General features: G+C 45.0%; 16 protein-coding genes. 10 read left to right on the top strand and 6 right to left on the bottom strand.

Annotated elements, in window-relative coordinates:
• Window positions 1-101 precede the first annotated feature (101 nt).
• Window positions 102-1,007, bottom strand: a complete 906-nt coding sequence (locus NH399_RS12745; RefSeq protein WP_253040616.1) for an MBL fold metallo-hydrolase — start codon at window positions 1,005-1,007, stop codon at window positions 102-104.
• A gap of 427 nt (window positions 1,008-1,434) precedes the next feature.
• Between NH399_RS12745 and NH399_RS12740 the strand changes: the two genes are divergently transcribed.
• The 5 genes from NH399_RS12740 (at window position 1,435) to NH399_RS12720 (ending at window position 4,993) form a co-directional block, all read left to right on the top strand.
• The gene (locus NH399_RS12740; protein WP_253040615.1) at window positions 1,435-2,349 is read left to right on the top strand and encodes an SPFH domain-containing protein; all 915 of its coding nucleotides are present in this window, start codon (window positions 1,435-1,437) and stop codon (window positions 2,347-2,349) included.
• Window positions 2,350-2,363: 14 nt separating this feature from the next.
• A complete protein-coding gene (locus NH399_RS12735) occupies window positions 2,364-2,816 on the top strand; it encodes an NfeD family protein (protein WP_253040614.1) in 453 nt (150 codons plus the stop codon).
• 123 nt (window positions 2,817-2,939) lie between these two features.
• The gene (locus NH399_RS12730) at window positions 2,940-3,362 is read left to right on the top strand and encodes a rhodanese-like domain-containing protein (protein ID WP_253040613.1); all 423 of its coding nucleotides are present in this window, start codon (window positions 2,940-2,942) and stop codon (window positions 3,360-3,362) included.
• Between the two features lie 104 nt (window positions 3,363-3,466).
• Window positions 3,467-3,967 carry a protein-export chaperone SecB gene (gene secB, locus NH399_RS12725; RefSeq protein ID WP_253040612.1) on the top strand — a complete coding sequence of 167 codons (501 nt, stop codon included), beginning with the start codon at window positions 3,467-3,469 and terminating at the stop codon, window positions 3,965-3,967.
• A 6-nt stretch (window positions 3,968-3,973) separates the two neighbouring features.
• Window positions 3,974-4,993: an NAD(P)H-dependent glycerol-3-phosphate dehydrogenase gene (locus tag NH399_RS12720; protein WP_253040611.1), complete on the top strand. Its 1,020-nt coding sequence runs from the start codon at window positions 3,974-3,976 to the stop codon at window positions 4,991-4,993.
• Between the two features lie 73 nt (window positions 4,994-5,066).
• On the opposite strand, the gene NH399_RS12715 is transcribed toward NH399_RS12720, so the two are convergent.
• Window positions 5,067-6,263 (bottom strand): class I SAM-dependent rRNA methyltransferase, encoded by a 1,197-nt coding sequence (locus NH399_RS12715; protein WP_253040610.1) that lies wholly within the window; start codon window positions 6,261-6,263, stop codon window positions 5,067-5,069.
• Window positions 6,264-6,523: 260 nt separating this feature from the next.
• Between NH399_RS12715 and NH399_RS12710 the strand changes: the two genes are divergently transcribed.
• The 3 genes from NH399_RS12710 to NH399_RS12700 all read left to right on the top strand — a co-directional run bounded on the left by NH399_RS12710 (window position 6,524) and on the right by NH399_RS12700 (window position 8,835).
• Entirely contained in the window at window positions 6,524-7,030 is a 507-nt protein-coding gene (locus NH399_RS12710) for a glycine cleavage system protein R (RefSeq protein ID WP_253040609.1), read from the top strand.
• Window positions 7,031-7,330: 300 nt separating this feature from the next.
• Complete coding sequence (locus NH399_RS12705) at window positions 7,331-7,951, top strand: DUF502 domain-containing protein (RefSeq protein ID WP_253040608.1); 621 nt, start codon at window positions 7,331-7,333, stop codon at window positions 7,949-7,951.
• 233 nt (window positions 7,952-8,184) lie between these two features.
• Window positions 8,185-8,835 (top strand): hypothetical protein, encoded by a 651-nt coding sequence (locus tag NH399_RS12700; RefSeq protein WP_253040607.1) that lies wholly within the window; start codon window positions 8,185-8,187, stop codon window positions 8,833-8,835.
• A gap of 16 nt (window positions 8,836-8,851) precedes the next feature.
• Here NH399_RS12700 and NH399_RS12695 read toward each other — a convergent pair whose 3' ends face one another.
• From NH399_RS12695 to NH399_RS12685, 3 genes are all read right to left on the bottom strand, one after another.
• Window positions 8,852-9,583, bottom strand: a complete 732-nt coding sequence (locus NH399_RS12695) for an OmpA family protein (protein ID WP_253040606.1) — start codon at window positions 9,581-9,583, stop codon at window positions 8,852-8,854.
• Complete coding sequence (locus NH399_RS12690) at window positions 9,583-10,428, bottom strand: MotA/TolQ/ExbB proton channel family protein (protein WP_253040605.1); 846 nt, start codon at window positions 10,426-10,428, stop codon at window positions 9,583-9,585. The genes NH399_RS12695 and NH399_RS12690 overlap by 1 nt, the downstream gene beginning before the upstream one ends.
• 207 nt (window positions 10,429-10,635) lie before the next feature.
• Window positions 10,636-10,836 (bottom strand): hypothetical protein, encoded by a 201-nt coding sequence (locus NH399_RS12685; protein WP_253040604.1) that lies wholly within the window; start codon window positions 10,834-10,836, stop codon window positions 10,636-10,638.
• Here NH399_RS12685 and NH399_RS12680 point away from each other — a divergent pair.
• Window positions 10,835-12,166, top strand: coding sequence for an MATE family efflux transporter (locus NH399_RS12680; RefSeq protein WP_253040603.1), 1,332 nt, complete (start codon window positions 10,835-10,837; stop codon window positions 12,164-12,166). The two genes, NH399_RS12685 and NH399_RS12680, sit on opposite strands and share 2 nt — an antisense overlap.
• 89 nt (window positions 12,167-12,255) lie before the next feature.
• Window positions 12,256-13,074: an ion transporter gene (locus NH399_RS12675; RefSeq protein WP_253040602.1), complete on the top strand. Its 819-nt coding sequence runs from the start codon at window positions 12,256-12,258 to the stop codon at window positions 13,072-13,074.
• Here NH399_RS12675 and mutH read toward each other — a convergent pair.
• Window positions 13,065-13,739, bottom strand: coding sequence for a DNA mismatch repair endonuclease MutH (gene mutH / locus NH399_RS12670; RefSeq protein ID WP_253040601.1), 675 nt, complete (start codon window positions 13,737-13,739; stop codon window positions 13,065-13,067). The genes NH399_RS12675 and mutH overlap by 10 nt on opposite strands.
• Window positions 13,740-13,758 lie beyond the last annotated feature (19 nt).

Below are 13,758 nucleotides of genomic sequence, written 5' to 3'. Positions count from 1 at the left end.
TAAGCCAATTAGAGCTTGATTTTTCAGCAAAATCCGATGATCACAAGTCATCGGATTTTTTTATGGTTGTGCATAGTCCTATTTTTAGCGGAGGTGGATTTTTACTGGCTTAGACTGTCATAAATGATTTGGGTAAACGCGGCCTCTTTTATAAAACCTTTGCCCCACACTTTGGCCAACTCGGCGAGTGGTCGTTGCTGTTGAACTTGCTCTAATGTTTGATTTTGCGTCATTGAGTTGGCAACAGCCTGGCGAGCCGCTTTAAGCATGTTGAGGTAGTCTTCTAGTGTTTTTGTGTCACTCAACTTTCCGTGACCTGGAATAATGAGTGTTTGTGGGTTTGAGCGCTGTAATACCATCGAAACAGCACTGATCATGCCGTCAATATGGCCTCCAGAAGAAGTGTCGATAAAGGGGAAAGTGCCTGCAAAATAGATATCACCCATATGGACCACGTTCGACTTTTTGAAGAACACAATGGCATCGCCATCAGTATGCGCGTGAGGCATGTGCACGACTTCGGCTTCTTCTCCGTTTAAGAATAAGGATAAGCTTTGAGTAAAGGTGATGATGGGCAATGCGGCTTCGGGTGAGGCAGGAACCTTACGTCGAAATAATTTAATCAGTTGCTCCTGACTCATACGAGTACGAACATTTTTGTGAGCTACAACAACACTGCCCTCACGAGCAAAGTTTTCGTTACCTCCGGTGTGATCGCCATGCCAATGGGTATTGATGACGTATCGTGGTTTGTTGGGATGGAGCTTCTTAAGACTGCGCAATATCGTTGGCGTTGCTGGAGCGTACTGGTCGTCGATTAAGAACAGACCGTCTTCGCCTGAAGACACACCGATATTACCGCCTTGTCCCGTAATCATATAGATATGGCCACGCACGTTGAGGGTTTTAGGCGATGAGTCTGCTGCCCACGTTGGTAAGCTTAGTGTAATGATTAAAATGTAAGAAAACAGTGCCAACGCTGACTTAGTAATTAGTTGGGTAGTCATGATAGGTCTCATTATGATGTTTTTATAGCTTCATTTTAGGCCCAATTTTGAGGATGTGAAATATACCCGTCGCCTTTCAAGATGCAGCGGTGTTGGCTGCGCGCGCTCACCCCAATCACTTAGTGTATCTAAGCTCAGGGGATTCGTTTGCTGGCCGTCTACCTGCACTTCGAAATGCTTTGGATATCGATATTGCCGGAAGAATAAGGATTTTTAAGTTTTTGATTTCTAGGTGTTTTTGTCTTAAGGTGCTGAGTGGAAATGGTTTTGTTGAGTCGTAAAGCGGGATTGAAAACCTATCTGCAGTACTCAGAGTTAGTAAATTATTGATGTTCCATTTATAACTAAAGGACAAGGGTAAGTGGACATGTTTAGTTATGGATAGCTGCAGAGTTGTCCTGAATCGATTTGAATTAAGGGGAAGTGAGTGGATATTTTAGTTTATGTCATAGTCGGTTTTGCACTGTTATTAGTCTTTTTGGGAGTGAAAACGGTCCCACAGGGATATGAATATACAATTACCCGGTTTGGTAAATTTGATCGTAATTTAGTGCCTGGATTGCGTTTTATCGTGCCTGTTATTGAGGCGGTTGGTAGTAAAGTCAATATGATGGAGCAGGTGCTGGATATTCCTGAGCAGCAGGTGATTTCTCAAGATAATGCGACGGTAACTATTGATGCCGTTTGTTTTTATCAGGTCATTGATGCGGCAAAAGCCGTTTATGAAGTAAACGATTTGACACGTGCCATGCAAAACTTGGTTATGACCAATATCCGTACTGTGCTAGGCAGCATGGATCTTGATGAGACTTTGTCGAAACGTGATCAAATCAATGCCCGCATCTTAACCATTGTTGATGAGGCAACCAATCCTTGGGGGGTTAAGGTAACTCGTATCGAAATTAAAGACATTCTGCCACCGAAAGATTTGGTTGACGCAATGGCTCAGCAGATGAAAGCAGAGCGAATTAAGCGAGCGCAAATTCTTGAAGCAGAAGGTGAAAAGCGTTCACAGATCCTTAAAGCTGAGGGTGAAAAAGAAGCGGCTATTCGAGAAGCTGAAGGTGAAAAACAGGCGGCTTTTCTGGAGGCAGAAGCACGAGAGCGTTTGGCACAAGCCGAAGCAAAAGCAACTCAGATGGTCTCTCAGGCGATTGCTCAGGGGGATGTTCAGGCCATTAACTACTTCGTAGCGCAAAAGTATGTTGATGCTCTAAAAGACATTGCGTCAGCACCTAATGAAAAACTTGTCTTTATGCCGCTTGAAGCCAGCTCGGTTATCGGAGCAATTGGTGGTATAGGGGAGTTGGCAAAAGGCGCAATGAAGGCCAATAAGTCATAATTTGGAGGCAGCTTATGATCGTTGAATGGTTAACTCAGATGGAATTCTGGCATTGGATGACCTTGGGGCTACTGCTCTTTGTGCTCGAAATGTTTGCTCCTGGTGCAATTTTTATGTGGGCGGGTTTTTCGGCACTGGTTGTTGGCGTGGTGCAATGGCTGGTTCCTGATATCAGTTGGCAGTTTCAATGGATTCTATTTTCGTTGTTGTCTCTGGCCAGTGTTATTGCCTGGCGCTATTTTGCTCCTACTAAGGACGAAGCAGAAGTTCCTGTTAAACTCAATCAGCGTTCGGCGGCTTTAGTAGGGCGACGAGCGACATTATCTGAGCCCATTGTGAATGGTTTCGGGCGTATTCAGATCGACGACACCTTTTGGCGGGTAGAAGGGGCTGATATGCCTACTGGCACCGCTATTTGTGTGATTGATGTGGATGGCGCCACTTTAAAGGTCGAGGCGGTGAGTTAACCTGCCCATGCTCTAAAATGGAAGCACCTATGTGAAGATGGTCAAGGTACTGCGCTGGCCATCTTTACTGTGTATAATGCTGCGCCTTAGATATTCCATTATTTGAATAGTCAGCAGGTTGTCATGGAACAGTTTATCGAATTTGTATCCAACCATTGGATACTCAGTAGTGCCTGGGTTGTAGTCTGTGCATTACTTCTTATGGCTCATATTAAGCATTTAACCAATGGCGTTCGCTCATTGGTTCCTCAAGAAGTTACTCATTTGATCAATCGCGAAGATGCTTTAGTGGTCGATATTCGTCCAATTGCCGATTTTAATAAGGGGCATATTGTCGGATCCGTTAATATTCCACAGTCAAAAGTAACATCTAGCTCAAAAGAACTTGAAAAGCACAAAAGCAAACCCATAATCATTGTCTGCGCCAACGGTATGCAAGCTGGTTCAGTTTGTGAGCAGCTTAAAAAAGCAGACTATACAGCACACAAACTATCGGGCGGATTTCAATCTTGGTTGGGTGAAAACCTGCCAGTGGTGAAAAAATAGCGACTGCCGATGGTTAAGCTGTGGTAATGCTACAGTGGCCTTTATCAATAAAAAATATGACGTCCCATGTAGGACATTAATGAATTGAGGAAGAGAGAAGAATTATGACAGATCAAGTTGAGGTTAAACCAGAAGGCGCTGCAACAACAGCTGAAACACCAGATGGCGTTCAGGTTGCTATCCAGCGTGTATACACTAAAGACGTTTCTTTTGAAGCGCCTAACGTTCCTGAAGTTTTCCAAGACCAAAACTTCAAGCCAGAAATCAAAATGGAAATGAACAGCAAGTCTCGTAAAGTTGCTGATGATTTCTACGAAGTGGTACTGTCTATCACATTAACTGCTGCGCAAGGCGAAAAAACAGCATTCTTGGTAGAAGTTCAGCAAGCGGGCCTATTTGGCATCCGTGGCCTTGACGATGCACAGTTACGTCATTTGTTAAGCACTTTCTGCCCAGAAGTTCTTTATCCTTATGCACGTGAAACCATCTCTAGCTTGATCAACAAAGGTGGCTTCCCTCCAATTTACTTGGCTCCAGTGAATTTCCACGAGTTATTCCAAGCTCAAATGGCTCAAGCAGCTGCTGAGCAACAGAACGCTGAGTAATCTTTAATGACAACTGCAGAAACGCAGTTCTCTCCTATTGCGGTACTGGGAGCGGGTTCTTTCGGTACTGCATTAGCCATTTTGCTTTCTGGTAATGGCAATCCCACACGTTTATGGGCGCGCGATTCTGAGCAAGCAGCATCGATGCAACAAGAACGTTGTAATCAGCGCTATCTTGGCGACGCCGGCTTTCCATCGACTCTCGAAGTGTATAGCGATTTGCCTGCGGCACTTGAAGGCGTTTCGGATGTGCTATTAGCGGTACCTAGTAGTGCTTTTGCAGAAACGCTCAAAGCTATCAAGCCTTATGTTCCTGAGTCCGTCAGAATTGCCTGGGCCTGTAAAGGTCTGGAGCCAGGAACAGGACGCTTTTTGCATCAGCTGGTAGCAGAAACCCTGGGTGCTCAGGTTCCACTGGCCGTTTTGTCTGGCCCTACCTTTGCTACCGAGCTAGCTAAAGCGATGCCAACGGCTATCACGCTGGCTTCCAATAGCGATGAGTTTGCTCAGCAAATGGTAGAACGTTTGGTAAACAATGCGTTCCGCGTTTACACCAGCGATGATTTGGTGGGTGTTCAACTGGGTGGAGCCCTTAAGAACGTTATTGCCGTTGGTGCTGGTATTGCCGACGGATTAGGTTTTGGTGCTAATGCGCGCACAGCGCTAATCACTCGTGGATTAGCTGAAATTCAGCGTTTAGGGCTAAAGCTGGGCGGCAAGTCAGAAACCTTTATTGGTTTGGCGGGATTGGGAGATCTGATTCTTACCTGTACCGATAATCAATCGCGTAATCGACGTTTTGGTCTGGCATTAGGTGGCGGCGAAAAAGTTGAAGAAGCGATTAAAAACATTGGCCAGGTAGTGGAAGGCGCAAAGAATGCGCATCAGGCCGTGTTATTGTCTGAACGATATGGTGTTGATATGCCTATTTCTCGCGCTATCTATCGTATTGTTCACGAGCAGGCTGATCCAGTTCAGCAGGCTTACGAACTGCTTGGTAGGGATATTAAATCAGAGGGCGAATAGCCTCCTGTTTTTTGCTCTGTATCTTTGCAAGGTGGCGGCTAATTCAAATGAGCGCCACCACCTTTGCTCTGGCTTAACTAGCCGATAATACTCTTGATATAAATCCTTTAATGTAGCGCGTTTCTGGGATAGCTGGATGGATTGGGTGATCAGGCCCCTGATGATTCTGCTCAATGATTTGCAGCTGTTTGTCCAGATGACGAGATGAAGTGCGCAATATATCCTGTAGCTCTTCAGCTTTTAAGTGCATGGAGCAGGAGGCAGAAAGCAAAATACCGTCTTTGCTCAATAAACGCATGGCGAGTTCATTAATTTTTCGATAGCCCTGTAATCCTGCCTTGTGATCTTTCTTCTTTTTGATAAAAGCGGGTGGATCCACCACAATCACGTCAAATCGTTCTCCTTGCTCTTTTAGCGCCGCTAACGCAGTAAAAGCATCACCCTCTACGGTTGTTAAACGATCAGCAACGCCATTAAGTTCGGCGTTGTACTGCAGTTCGTCCAGTGCTTTTGATGATGCATCAAGACACCAGACTTCTTCAGCTCCAGCGGTGGCCATTTGTAATCCAAAAGCGCCTATGTAACTGAACACATCCAAGACTTTTTTGCCTTTGGCGTACTGCGCAATTTGTTTGCGACTGATTCGATGATCATAAAACCATCCGGTCTTTTGGCCACTATGAGGGTGGATGGCGAATTGGGTTTGGTTTTCTTCGATAACAATTTGCTCAGGTGTTTCGCCAAACGCCTGTTCAACGTAGCTATCTAACCCTTCCTGTTTGCGGGCTGAGGAGTCGTTGCGCAACAAAATGGATGTGGGTTTGACGACTTTACACAAGGCATCGACGATGGCTTCTTTGTGTTGCTCCATACCTGCCGTTGTAATTTGAACGACCAGATGTTCGTTGTAGCGGTCAACGATCAGTCCTGGCAAGCCGTCGCTTTCTCCATAACAAAGTCGATAAAAGGGCTTATCGAAGCAACGTTCGCGCAGTGATTGAGCAATATTGAGTTTGTGGACCAGTAGTGAACGATCCAGTTGCAGTTTAGGATCACGACTGACAATACGAGCGCACAATAAGGTTTGCGGATTGATATAGCCAGTCCCGAGTTTTTGACCACTGGCGCTTTCTATCAATACTTGTTGGCCTGTCTGAAAAGATTTTAGCGGTGATTTTTGTGTATCAACCTCGTTACTAAAAATCCATAAATGTCCGCCTTTTATGCGTTTTTCTTCGTTCTTTTTTAAGACTAATCGCGCTAAGCTCATCGGCAATTCCAGTGATATAAAGAGTAAGACTCGGCATTAAGCTGCCGACTAAAAGTAATATTTTTATATTGTATCATTGATAGTGTAGGCTTAATAAAAAGATCTATACCCGTCGCCTTTCAAGGTGCAGCGGTGTTGGCTGTGCGCCGTTCACTTGGAGCATCCAAGCTCAGAGGATGCTGGCCGCCTACCTGCATTTTGAAGTACTTTGGGTATATTGGGTTAAAGCCTGTGATGACAAAAATGAGGAATACCGTTTTATGAAGGCGAAAGTATTAGTTCATGTATTTGGCAATGACGAGCCCGGGCTGGTCGAGTCTATTGCAGAATTGGTGAAAGCTAATCAAGGAAACTGGCTAGAGAGTCGATTGAGTCATTTGGGAGGCCGATTCGTTGGCCTGGTCTTATGCGAATTTGAAAAAGCCCAGCTGAACGATGCCATCACTGCTTTTAATGAGTTTAAACTCGCCGGACTGGAGTTGAAAGCAGAAGCTTGTGACATCGAGCCTTTGACTGCCAATGCTCAGGTGACTTTGGTGGGTAACGACAAACCCGGTATTATCCATGAGATATCGCAGTGTCTGAAATCCCTGAACGCAAATGTAGAAAAGTTGGAGTCTGCGGTAGAAGCAGCGCCTATGTCTGGTGGTAGTTTATTTAAAGCCAGTCTCGAAGTGCATTTGCCAGAAGCTGTCGAGTTGAGCGATTTACAGCAGGCATTGGAAGGCATTGCCAATGATTTGATGGTCGATATCGAAGTGAACTAAGGCCAATCCCATTTTTCACTCGGCTACATTAGAGCTTCGCCTAAGTAGAATAATTACATGGCGCTCATTCAGCCTTGCCGATCAAAAAAAGAGTTTTGGCAGAGATCATCAATGAAAGAGTAACAGGTCCCAGTTCTATTTCTTTGTTGTGTATCGAAGCCTTCGCTGGAGTAGTAATCGCGAGCGAAGGTTTTATTCTCCGTAAGAAAATCACACCAATCCTGACTTTTACAATAACGCCTTGTGATCCTGTATTGGGACAAGAGGCGCTTTTTTGTTGGGAAACTATTTGAGGTATCGATGGAAAAGTTACGCAATTTTACTCGTAAATCACTACTGGGTGGCATCTTGGTGTTGTTGCCATTAGTGATTCTGGGCTTTGTATTACGCTGGGCATTTTATTTCGTTACAGACTTAATTCAGCCGCTAACTGATTATCTTCTTACTCAGTATTCGGTGCCCGAAGTCATTGCGGATATGTTAGTAATAAGCGTCATTGTTGTATTTTGTTTTCTGGTTGGAACCATTATCTCAACAAGCGTTGGTCGCTGGGTGCATAGTCATTTTGACCACTATCTTACAAGACTGGCTCCAGGATATCGGATAATCAAAGAGATTGTTGGACAGTTCTTTGGCGATTCCGATAGCTCTCCTTTTGCTCGTGGTGAAGTGGCTCGTGTAAAACTCTTTGGGCTTGAATGTAATACGACGGTGACCGTTATTGTTACCTCGCGCCATGAAGACGGCACTTATACCGTGTTTATGCCCACAGGCCCCAATCCAACATCTGGTAACATTTATCATGTTCCCCCTGAGCAAGTGGAACTCTACCCAGATGCCAGTGTCGAAAGAATGATGAAGAGCATCATTGCTTGTGGTGCGGGTAGTGATGAGTTATTCGCTAAGAATAAGAAGCAGTAATAGCAATCTCTTTGCTGTGTGTGAGTGCTTGCATACTTTGGTGGTAAGCGAAGTATGAGATTGATCACAGTAAAATACTTAGAAATGGGTTACTGTTAGCAGTCTATAGTCGGCTGTTTTGATAGCAAAGTCTTCTTGGAGTTTGCTTACTTTATGCAATTGTTGTGTATAATAATTGTACAAAAAAGCAGTCGACTGTCAGTTAGTTTACGTAATTAAAGTGTGTCTCCAACATGGTCGAAGATATCGTTCTTGAAAGTCCCGTTCAGGCTGAACGTCAACTCACTCCTCCCGAAGGAGAGGAACGTCATGTTTCTGTGGAATACACACTAAATCCCAAATTTTCTCGCCATGAATATCACTATCGCCTGTTTAACGAGTGTTTTCTGGAAATTGAGCGCTGTGATAAACAGGAGAAAGAAGACCCTTGTACGACGGCTTTTCATGTTGGTTTGTTAGAATCTAAGCCCAAAAAAATTCGCCGTTCTTCCTGGGTGACCTTCCTCGGTTCATTGTTAACGGGTTTTGCGGCTATTGGTATTGGAGTGATGCTAGGCGACTATTGGCTTGCCGCTGGTACGGGGATTTTAGGGCTGCTGTTGTTTATTAACTATTATGTGTCGTGTCGAGAAGTCTCTTTCTTTTATTCTCGTTCTGGCAAAGCGCCCTTGTTGTCGTTGTCACATCGTTGCCAATGCTCTGATGGGTTAAATGATTTTGTCGGGCGCTTAAAAGAAAGCATCGAAAAAAACACGCTTCCAGCTTCTTCACCCTTCTTTGCTGAAGAAACCCGCCTGCATCGTAATTTGATGGAGCAGGGGTGGATTTCTCGTGAAGACTATGAGAAAGCCAAAAGCCGCATTATGAAGCAGTTTGCTCATTAGGGCTGTTTCCCTTTCCTTATTCCTGATCTGGCATTCGCAGTAGTAACGCAACCCGTCTGTTTTTCTGACGATTCTCTTCGGTGTTGTTTAAAGCCAAAGGTTTAGTATCGGCATAGCTGATGGCGCGAAAGCGAGATTGTTCCATTCCCTGGCTGGCCAGATAATTTACCACGCTGCTGGCGCGAGCTGCCCCTAGTTCCCAGTTAGAAGGATAGGTGCTGGTTCCAATGGGAATATTGTCCGTGTGTCCTTCTACCAGAATAACACCTTCTGCCATTTCAAACAGCGGCACCAGTTTTAGCAGGACACCACGTCCCTCTGGCTTTATTTCTGCTTTGGCCGAATCGAATAGCATGCGATCTTGAATTTGCAATTTTACAAACTCGTCTTCTAACGAGAGGGCAATATCGTCTTTTAATTTGAGACTGTCTAATACCTGATGGACCTGTTCTTGCCAATGCTCCAACGTCGTTGATTGAGGTGTTTGTTTAGGGGTTGGGCGCGCTGTCGCTGGTGCTTCCTGGAGAGCCGATTGCTGTTCTTCTTGTATTATGTCTGATTGGGTTAGCTCAGCCTGTGCGGGGGTTGGGGTATCATCGGATAGTGCCAACAGGACGATAAACATCATCGAGAGCAAAATAAAGACATCAAGGTAAGACATCATCCAGTTTTCATCTCCTAGATGATTCTGGGCTGGCAGTAGGCTTTGCTGCAATGGGCCTTGTCTAGAATCGGGTGGGGTTATCATTAATTTTCTTCTCGTGCGCCAAAGCCAGACATCCGCGGATCTTGGTGTAGATCAAGGTTATTGGCATTGCTCTTGGCATCATAAAGCTCGTTGTCGTGCTGGGCGATAAATGAATCCAGAGTCGCGCGGATAAACCCTGGAGTTCGCTTCTGGCTCATCAGGCTGATACCTTCCAGTACCATGGTCATCAGCATAATTCTGCGTTCCGTGCGTCTCTCAAGTTTGATAGCGATGGGTTTGAACACCAGATTAGACAACAGTAAGCCGTAAAAAGTGGTAACCAGCGCAATAGCAAGCTGAATGCCCATTTCACTCAGATTACCGCTGCCCATTTGCGGTAACATATTGATCAGACCAATAAGCGTGCCCAACATGCCAAAGGCGGGAGCAAATGAGGCCATAGCCCGAAACATATTGGCCTCTGAGTGTTCTTGCGCTCTTAACCGGGTGATACGCCAATGCATGAGATCAAGGATGTCAGGCAAAGGGGTTTTATCAACAATGAGCTGAAGGCCCGTTTTTAGAAAGGTATTGTTAAGACGGGTCATGTGCGACTCTACGCCGCGAAAATCGTCTCGGAACCACATCCTTGCCAAGGTTTCGATTTCTTCAACCTGATGCTTTGCATCTACTTTAGGTTCTCGTACCACAATGCCAATCAATTTAAAGAGACGTTTAAACTCGGGCATGGGATAACTGACCATGGTGGCAGCAAAGGTTCCCCCAACAACAATGCCCAGTCCCGGTAAGTTAATAAAAGCAGCTGCATTCGTTGAGCTTGCTGCGATAACCAGGCTAACAACAAGAATGCCGGCTAATACTCCAATAATGGTCGAATAGTTCACTGAACTTCCTTTGATGGTATCGGCCTCGTTTCGATAGCCGTGGTTTTTCTCGCTTGAGAGTTATTGGCCTTTGTTATGTTATCGGCGAATAAATGAGCAACTTTATTGGCAGCCATATCTCCGTTTTGAAATGTCAGTACTTATCAATAAGGTTAGTCCAAATCCCCATCAATATTGGGAGTTGCCGCCAGTTATACCCAAAGAATTTCAAGGTGCAGCTAGGTGGCCAGCAAGTGAATCCCCTGAACTTAGATAGACCAAGTGATTGGGGTGAGTGCGTGCAGCCAACTCCGCTGCACCTTGAAAGGCGACGGATATAGATAAAAAAAGAGAGCTGACGTATCGGTTGTGGATGATTACAATGGCGACTTTCTTGCCCTGTCGGTAGAACAACAGATCTTGGTACATGATGACACCCTATTGGCGTAACCCTGCATTGCATCAGCAAACTTTTCGCCTGGCGATTCCGATGATCTTGTCGAATCTTACTGTTCCGTTAACGGGATTGGTGGATACAGCGGTGATCGGTCATCTTGATGAGTCACATTATCTTGGCGCAACGGCAGTCGGTTCGCTCATTGTGACCATGATTCTATGGGCTATGGGTTTCTTGCGTATGGGAACCACAGGGTTTGCTGCGCAGGCGTTTGGCGCGCAAGATAATCAGGATATTCGTCGAGTATTGCTAAATGCCTGTCTGCTGGCATTAGGCATTAGTGCAGTGGTGTTGGCCTGTCACACCTTGATCTGGCTGGTAGCGATTTACTTTATCGATGGCAGTCAGGCAGTTAAAGAATTGGGGCAGGTGTATTTTGATATTCGCATCTGGGCCATTCCGGCTATGCTGTTGCGCTATGTCTTTATTGGCTGGTTGTTGGGAATGCAAAATGCCCGCGTTCCTTTATATATCTTATTGGTTACTAACATCACCAATATTGCTCTTGATCTGGTTTTTGTTATTGGATTGGATATGGGCGTTGCCGGAGTCGCCTGGGCCAGCTTAATTGCCGACTATCTTGGACTGTTAATCGGCGGCTTTTATATTGCGCGATTATTGCGCCGTCATCCTGTCGTTGAGCGATGGTTGGATCTGATTCGCAAGAGTGCTTTGCAAGCATTGTTGAATCTTAATCGAGACATATTTATACGAACTCTGGCATTGGAGTTGGTGTTTTATCTAATGACCGCTAACGGTGCAAAATTAGGCGATGACGTACTGGCTGCTAATGCTGTACTGATGAATTTTGTATTGTTGTTATCTTATGGACTGGATGGTTTTGCCCATGCTGTTGAGGCTCTGGTGGGTAAGTATATTGGCGCTAAAGATCGTTACCAGTTTATGGGGGCTATTGTTGTTGCCGGGATCTGGTCATTGATATGCAGTTTATTATTTGCCTTGATTTATGCAGTATTCGGCACAACTATAATCGACATTCTAACAAGTATAGAAAGCGTGAATCAGATCGCTCAGGAGTATCTGATTTATCTGATCGGCTTGCCCATTATTGCTGTATGGAGCTATTGGCTAGATGGGATTTTTGTTGGCGCTACGCGGGCAAAAGAAATGCGCAATAGCATGTTGATCGCTGTTATAACGGTTTATGTGCCTGTTTTATGGTTGTTGCAACCTCTGGGTAATCATGGGATTTGGATTGCGTTTTACTGCTTTATGTTTGCACGGGCATTAGGGCTGTGGGTTTATTTTGTAAAACTGGATAAGCAAAAAGCATTTTGCTAACAGGTTGCTTAAAAATTCGAATCCGTTGATAACATAGTCAAGATTCGAAAATGGTTAAATATTGATTGAGTAGAAAGAGAGTTCGCACTATGAAAGCAAAGTTAGAAGCCTTGGTTGAGTCCACGGGCTTTCAGAACTTTATTATGGCGTTGATCATTGTTAACGCGATTATTTTGGGATTAGAGACATCGCCTACTGTTCAGCAGGCGATAGGGACATGGCTCGGCTGGATCGATGGCATTATTTTGGCCGTTTTTGTTGTTGAAATTGTGCTTCGACTCTTCGTTTATCGATTGAAGTTTTTTAAGGACCCCTGGGGGATTTTCGATCTGACTATTGTGGTTATTGCACTGATCCCTGCAACTGGGCCTTTTGCTGTTGTTCGAGCACTACGTGTGCTTCGAGTATTAAGGCTCATTTCGGTCGCACCCAGTATGCGTTCTGTTGTGTCTGCGTTATTACAGTCATTGCCGGGTATGGGAGCTATTGTTGCTTTACTGTCGTTGATTTTTTATGTTTCTGCGGTGATGGCCACTAATCTATTCGGGTCTGATTTTCCAGAATGGTTTGGCACTTTAGGGAAAAGTTTTTATTCGTTATTCCAGATCATGACGCTTGAAAGTTGGTCGATGGGTATTGTGCGTCCGGTCATGGAAAAGCAGCCAATGGCCTGGATGTTTTTTGTGCCCTTTATTTTGATTGCTACTTTCACCATGCTCAATTTATTTATTGCTGTGGTGGTTAATGCCATGCAAACGCGACATGAGCAGGAGCAGGGCAAAACAGATAAAAAAGCCATTAAAGATGCGCATGATGAGCGTCAAGCGTTGCACGATGAGGTCATCGCATTACGTAAAGATATTCAGCTGATGAGCCAAAAGTTAGAACAATCGTCTCGTCAAAGTTGATAGAACTTTTGCAAAATCTCTTCGGTAAAATTACGTCTTAAATAAAAACCTCGAGGAAGCGTTTTCACAACGCTTCCTTCTGGCCCAATGGCATCGGTTAAGACTCTTGAGTTGGCAGCCTTGGGGCGGATTTGCAAAGCTTGTCCGAATCGAGCATTCAGCTCTCCCAGTTTTCCTAAGGTGACTTTTTCCATGGCTTCTTCCCAGTCTTGGCGCAAGATATTCCACTGTTCCTGATCGGGGCGCCATAGCAAAGGCATTCCAGCGATACGCTGTTCGGGTGGTGTACCTTTGTCGGTCACAATAGGAAACCACAACACACACGATAATTTCTTTTTAACGACGGAAGTATCCCATTGCTCATTTAAGGTATCGTGCAAAGGGAGAACACTCACGTAGGTAGATTCCCAGGGGCGTCCATGTTGATCAACAGGGAGTGTCTTTAGCTCTATTCCAAGGTTGGGAAAATCAGGTTCGGGCAAAGAGCCAGAATAAGCACCAAGAAGAAACTCAATAAATTGTCCTACCCAGCCTTTTTCGAGCAACAGATTATCAGGCATGGATGACTGATATCTTTGTGCCAGTTGCCCCAAGCTAAATCCTGCAAGAGACTCAGCTCGCTTCATCAGCTCATCAATGGATTGTGGCGGCGTAACTAACGGCATATTGTGGTTGTGTTAAGAA

It is taken from the genome of Pleionea sp. CnH1-48 (genome assembly GCF_024124665.1).
Lineage (GTDB): Bacteria > Pseudomonadota > Gammaproteobacteria > Enterobacterales > Kangiellaceae > JAMXSB01.
The sequence above is the reverse complement of the archived record's forward strand: the minus strand, read 5'-3'. Positions and strand labels throughout refer to the sequence as shown.

Coding starts and splice junctions, on each gene's coding strand:
- secB (WP_253040612.1), top strand. CDS start 3,467: ATGACAGATCAAGTTGAGGTTAAACCAGAAGGCGCTGCAACAACAGCT.
- NH399_RS12735 (WP_253040614.1), top strand. CDS start 2,364: ATGATCGTTGAATGGTTAACTCAGATGGAATTCTGGCATTGGATGACC.
- NH399_RS12685 (WP_253040604.1), bottom strand. CDS start 10,836: ATGTACCAAGATCTGTTGTTCTACCGACAGGGCAAGAAAGTCGCCATT.
- NH399_RS12720 (WP_253040611.1), top strand. CDS start 3,974: ATGACAACTGCAGAAACGCAGTTCTCTCCTATTGCGGTACTGGGAGCG.
- NH399_RS12680 (WP_253040603.1), top strand. CDS start 10,835: ATGATGACACCCTATTGGCGTAACCCTGCATTGCATCAGCAAACTTTT.
- NH399_RS12730 (WP_253040613.1), top strand. CDS start 2,940: ATGGAACAGTTTATCGAATTTGTATCCAACCATTGGATACTCAGTAGT.
- NH399_RS12700 (WP_253040607.1), top strand. CDS start 8,185: ATGGTCGAAGATATCGTTCTTGAAAGTCCCGTTCAGGCTGAACGTCAA.
- NH399_RS12705 (WP_253040608.1), top strand. CDS start 7,331: ATGGAAAAGTTACGCAATTTTACTCGTAAATCACTACTGGGTGGCATC.
- mutH (WP_253040601.1), bottom strand. CDS start 13,739: ATGCCGTTAGTTACGCCGCCACAATCCATTGATGAGCTGATGAAGCGA.
- NH399_RS12695 (WP_253040606.1), bottom strand. CDS start 9,583: ATGATAACCCCACCCGATTCTAGACAAGGCCCATTGCAGCAAAGCCTA.
- NH399_RS12745 (WP_253040616.1), bottom strand. CDS start 1,007: ATGACTACCCAACTAATTACTAAGTCAGCGTTGGCACTGTTTTCTTAC.
- NH399_RS12715 (WP_253040610.1), bottom strand. CDS start 6,263: ATGAGCTTAGCGCGATTAGTCTTAAAAAAGAACGAAGAAAAACGCATA.
- NH399_RS12675 (WP_253040602.1), top strand. CDS start 12,256: ATGAAAGCAAAGTTAGAAGCCTTGGTTGAGTCCACGGGCTTTCAGAAC.
- NH399_RS12710 (WP_253040609.1), top strand. CDS start 6,524: ATGAAGGCGAAAGTATTAGTTCATGTATTTGGCAATGACGAGCCCGGG.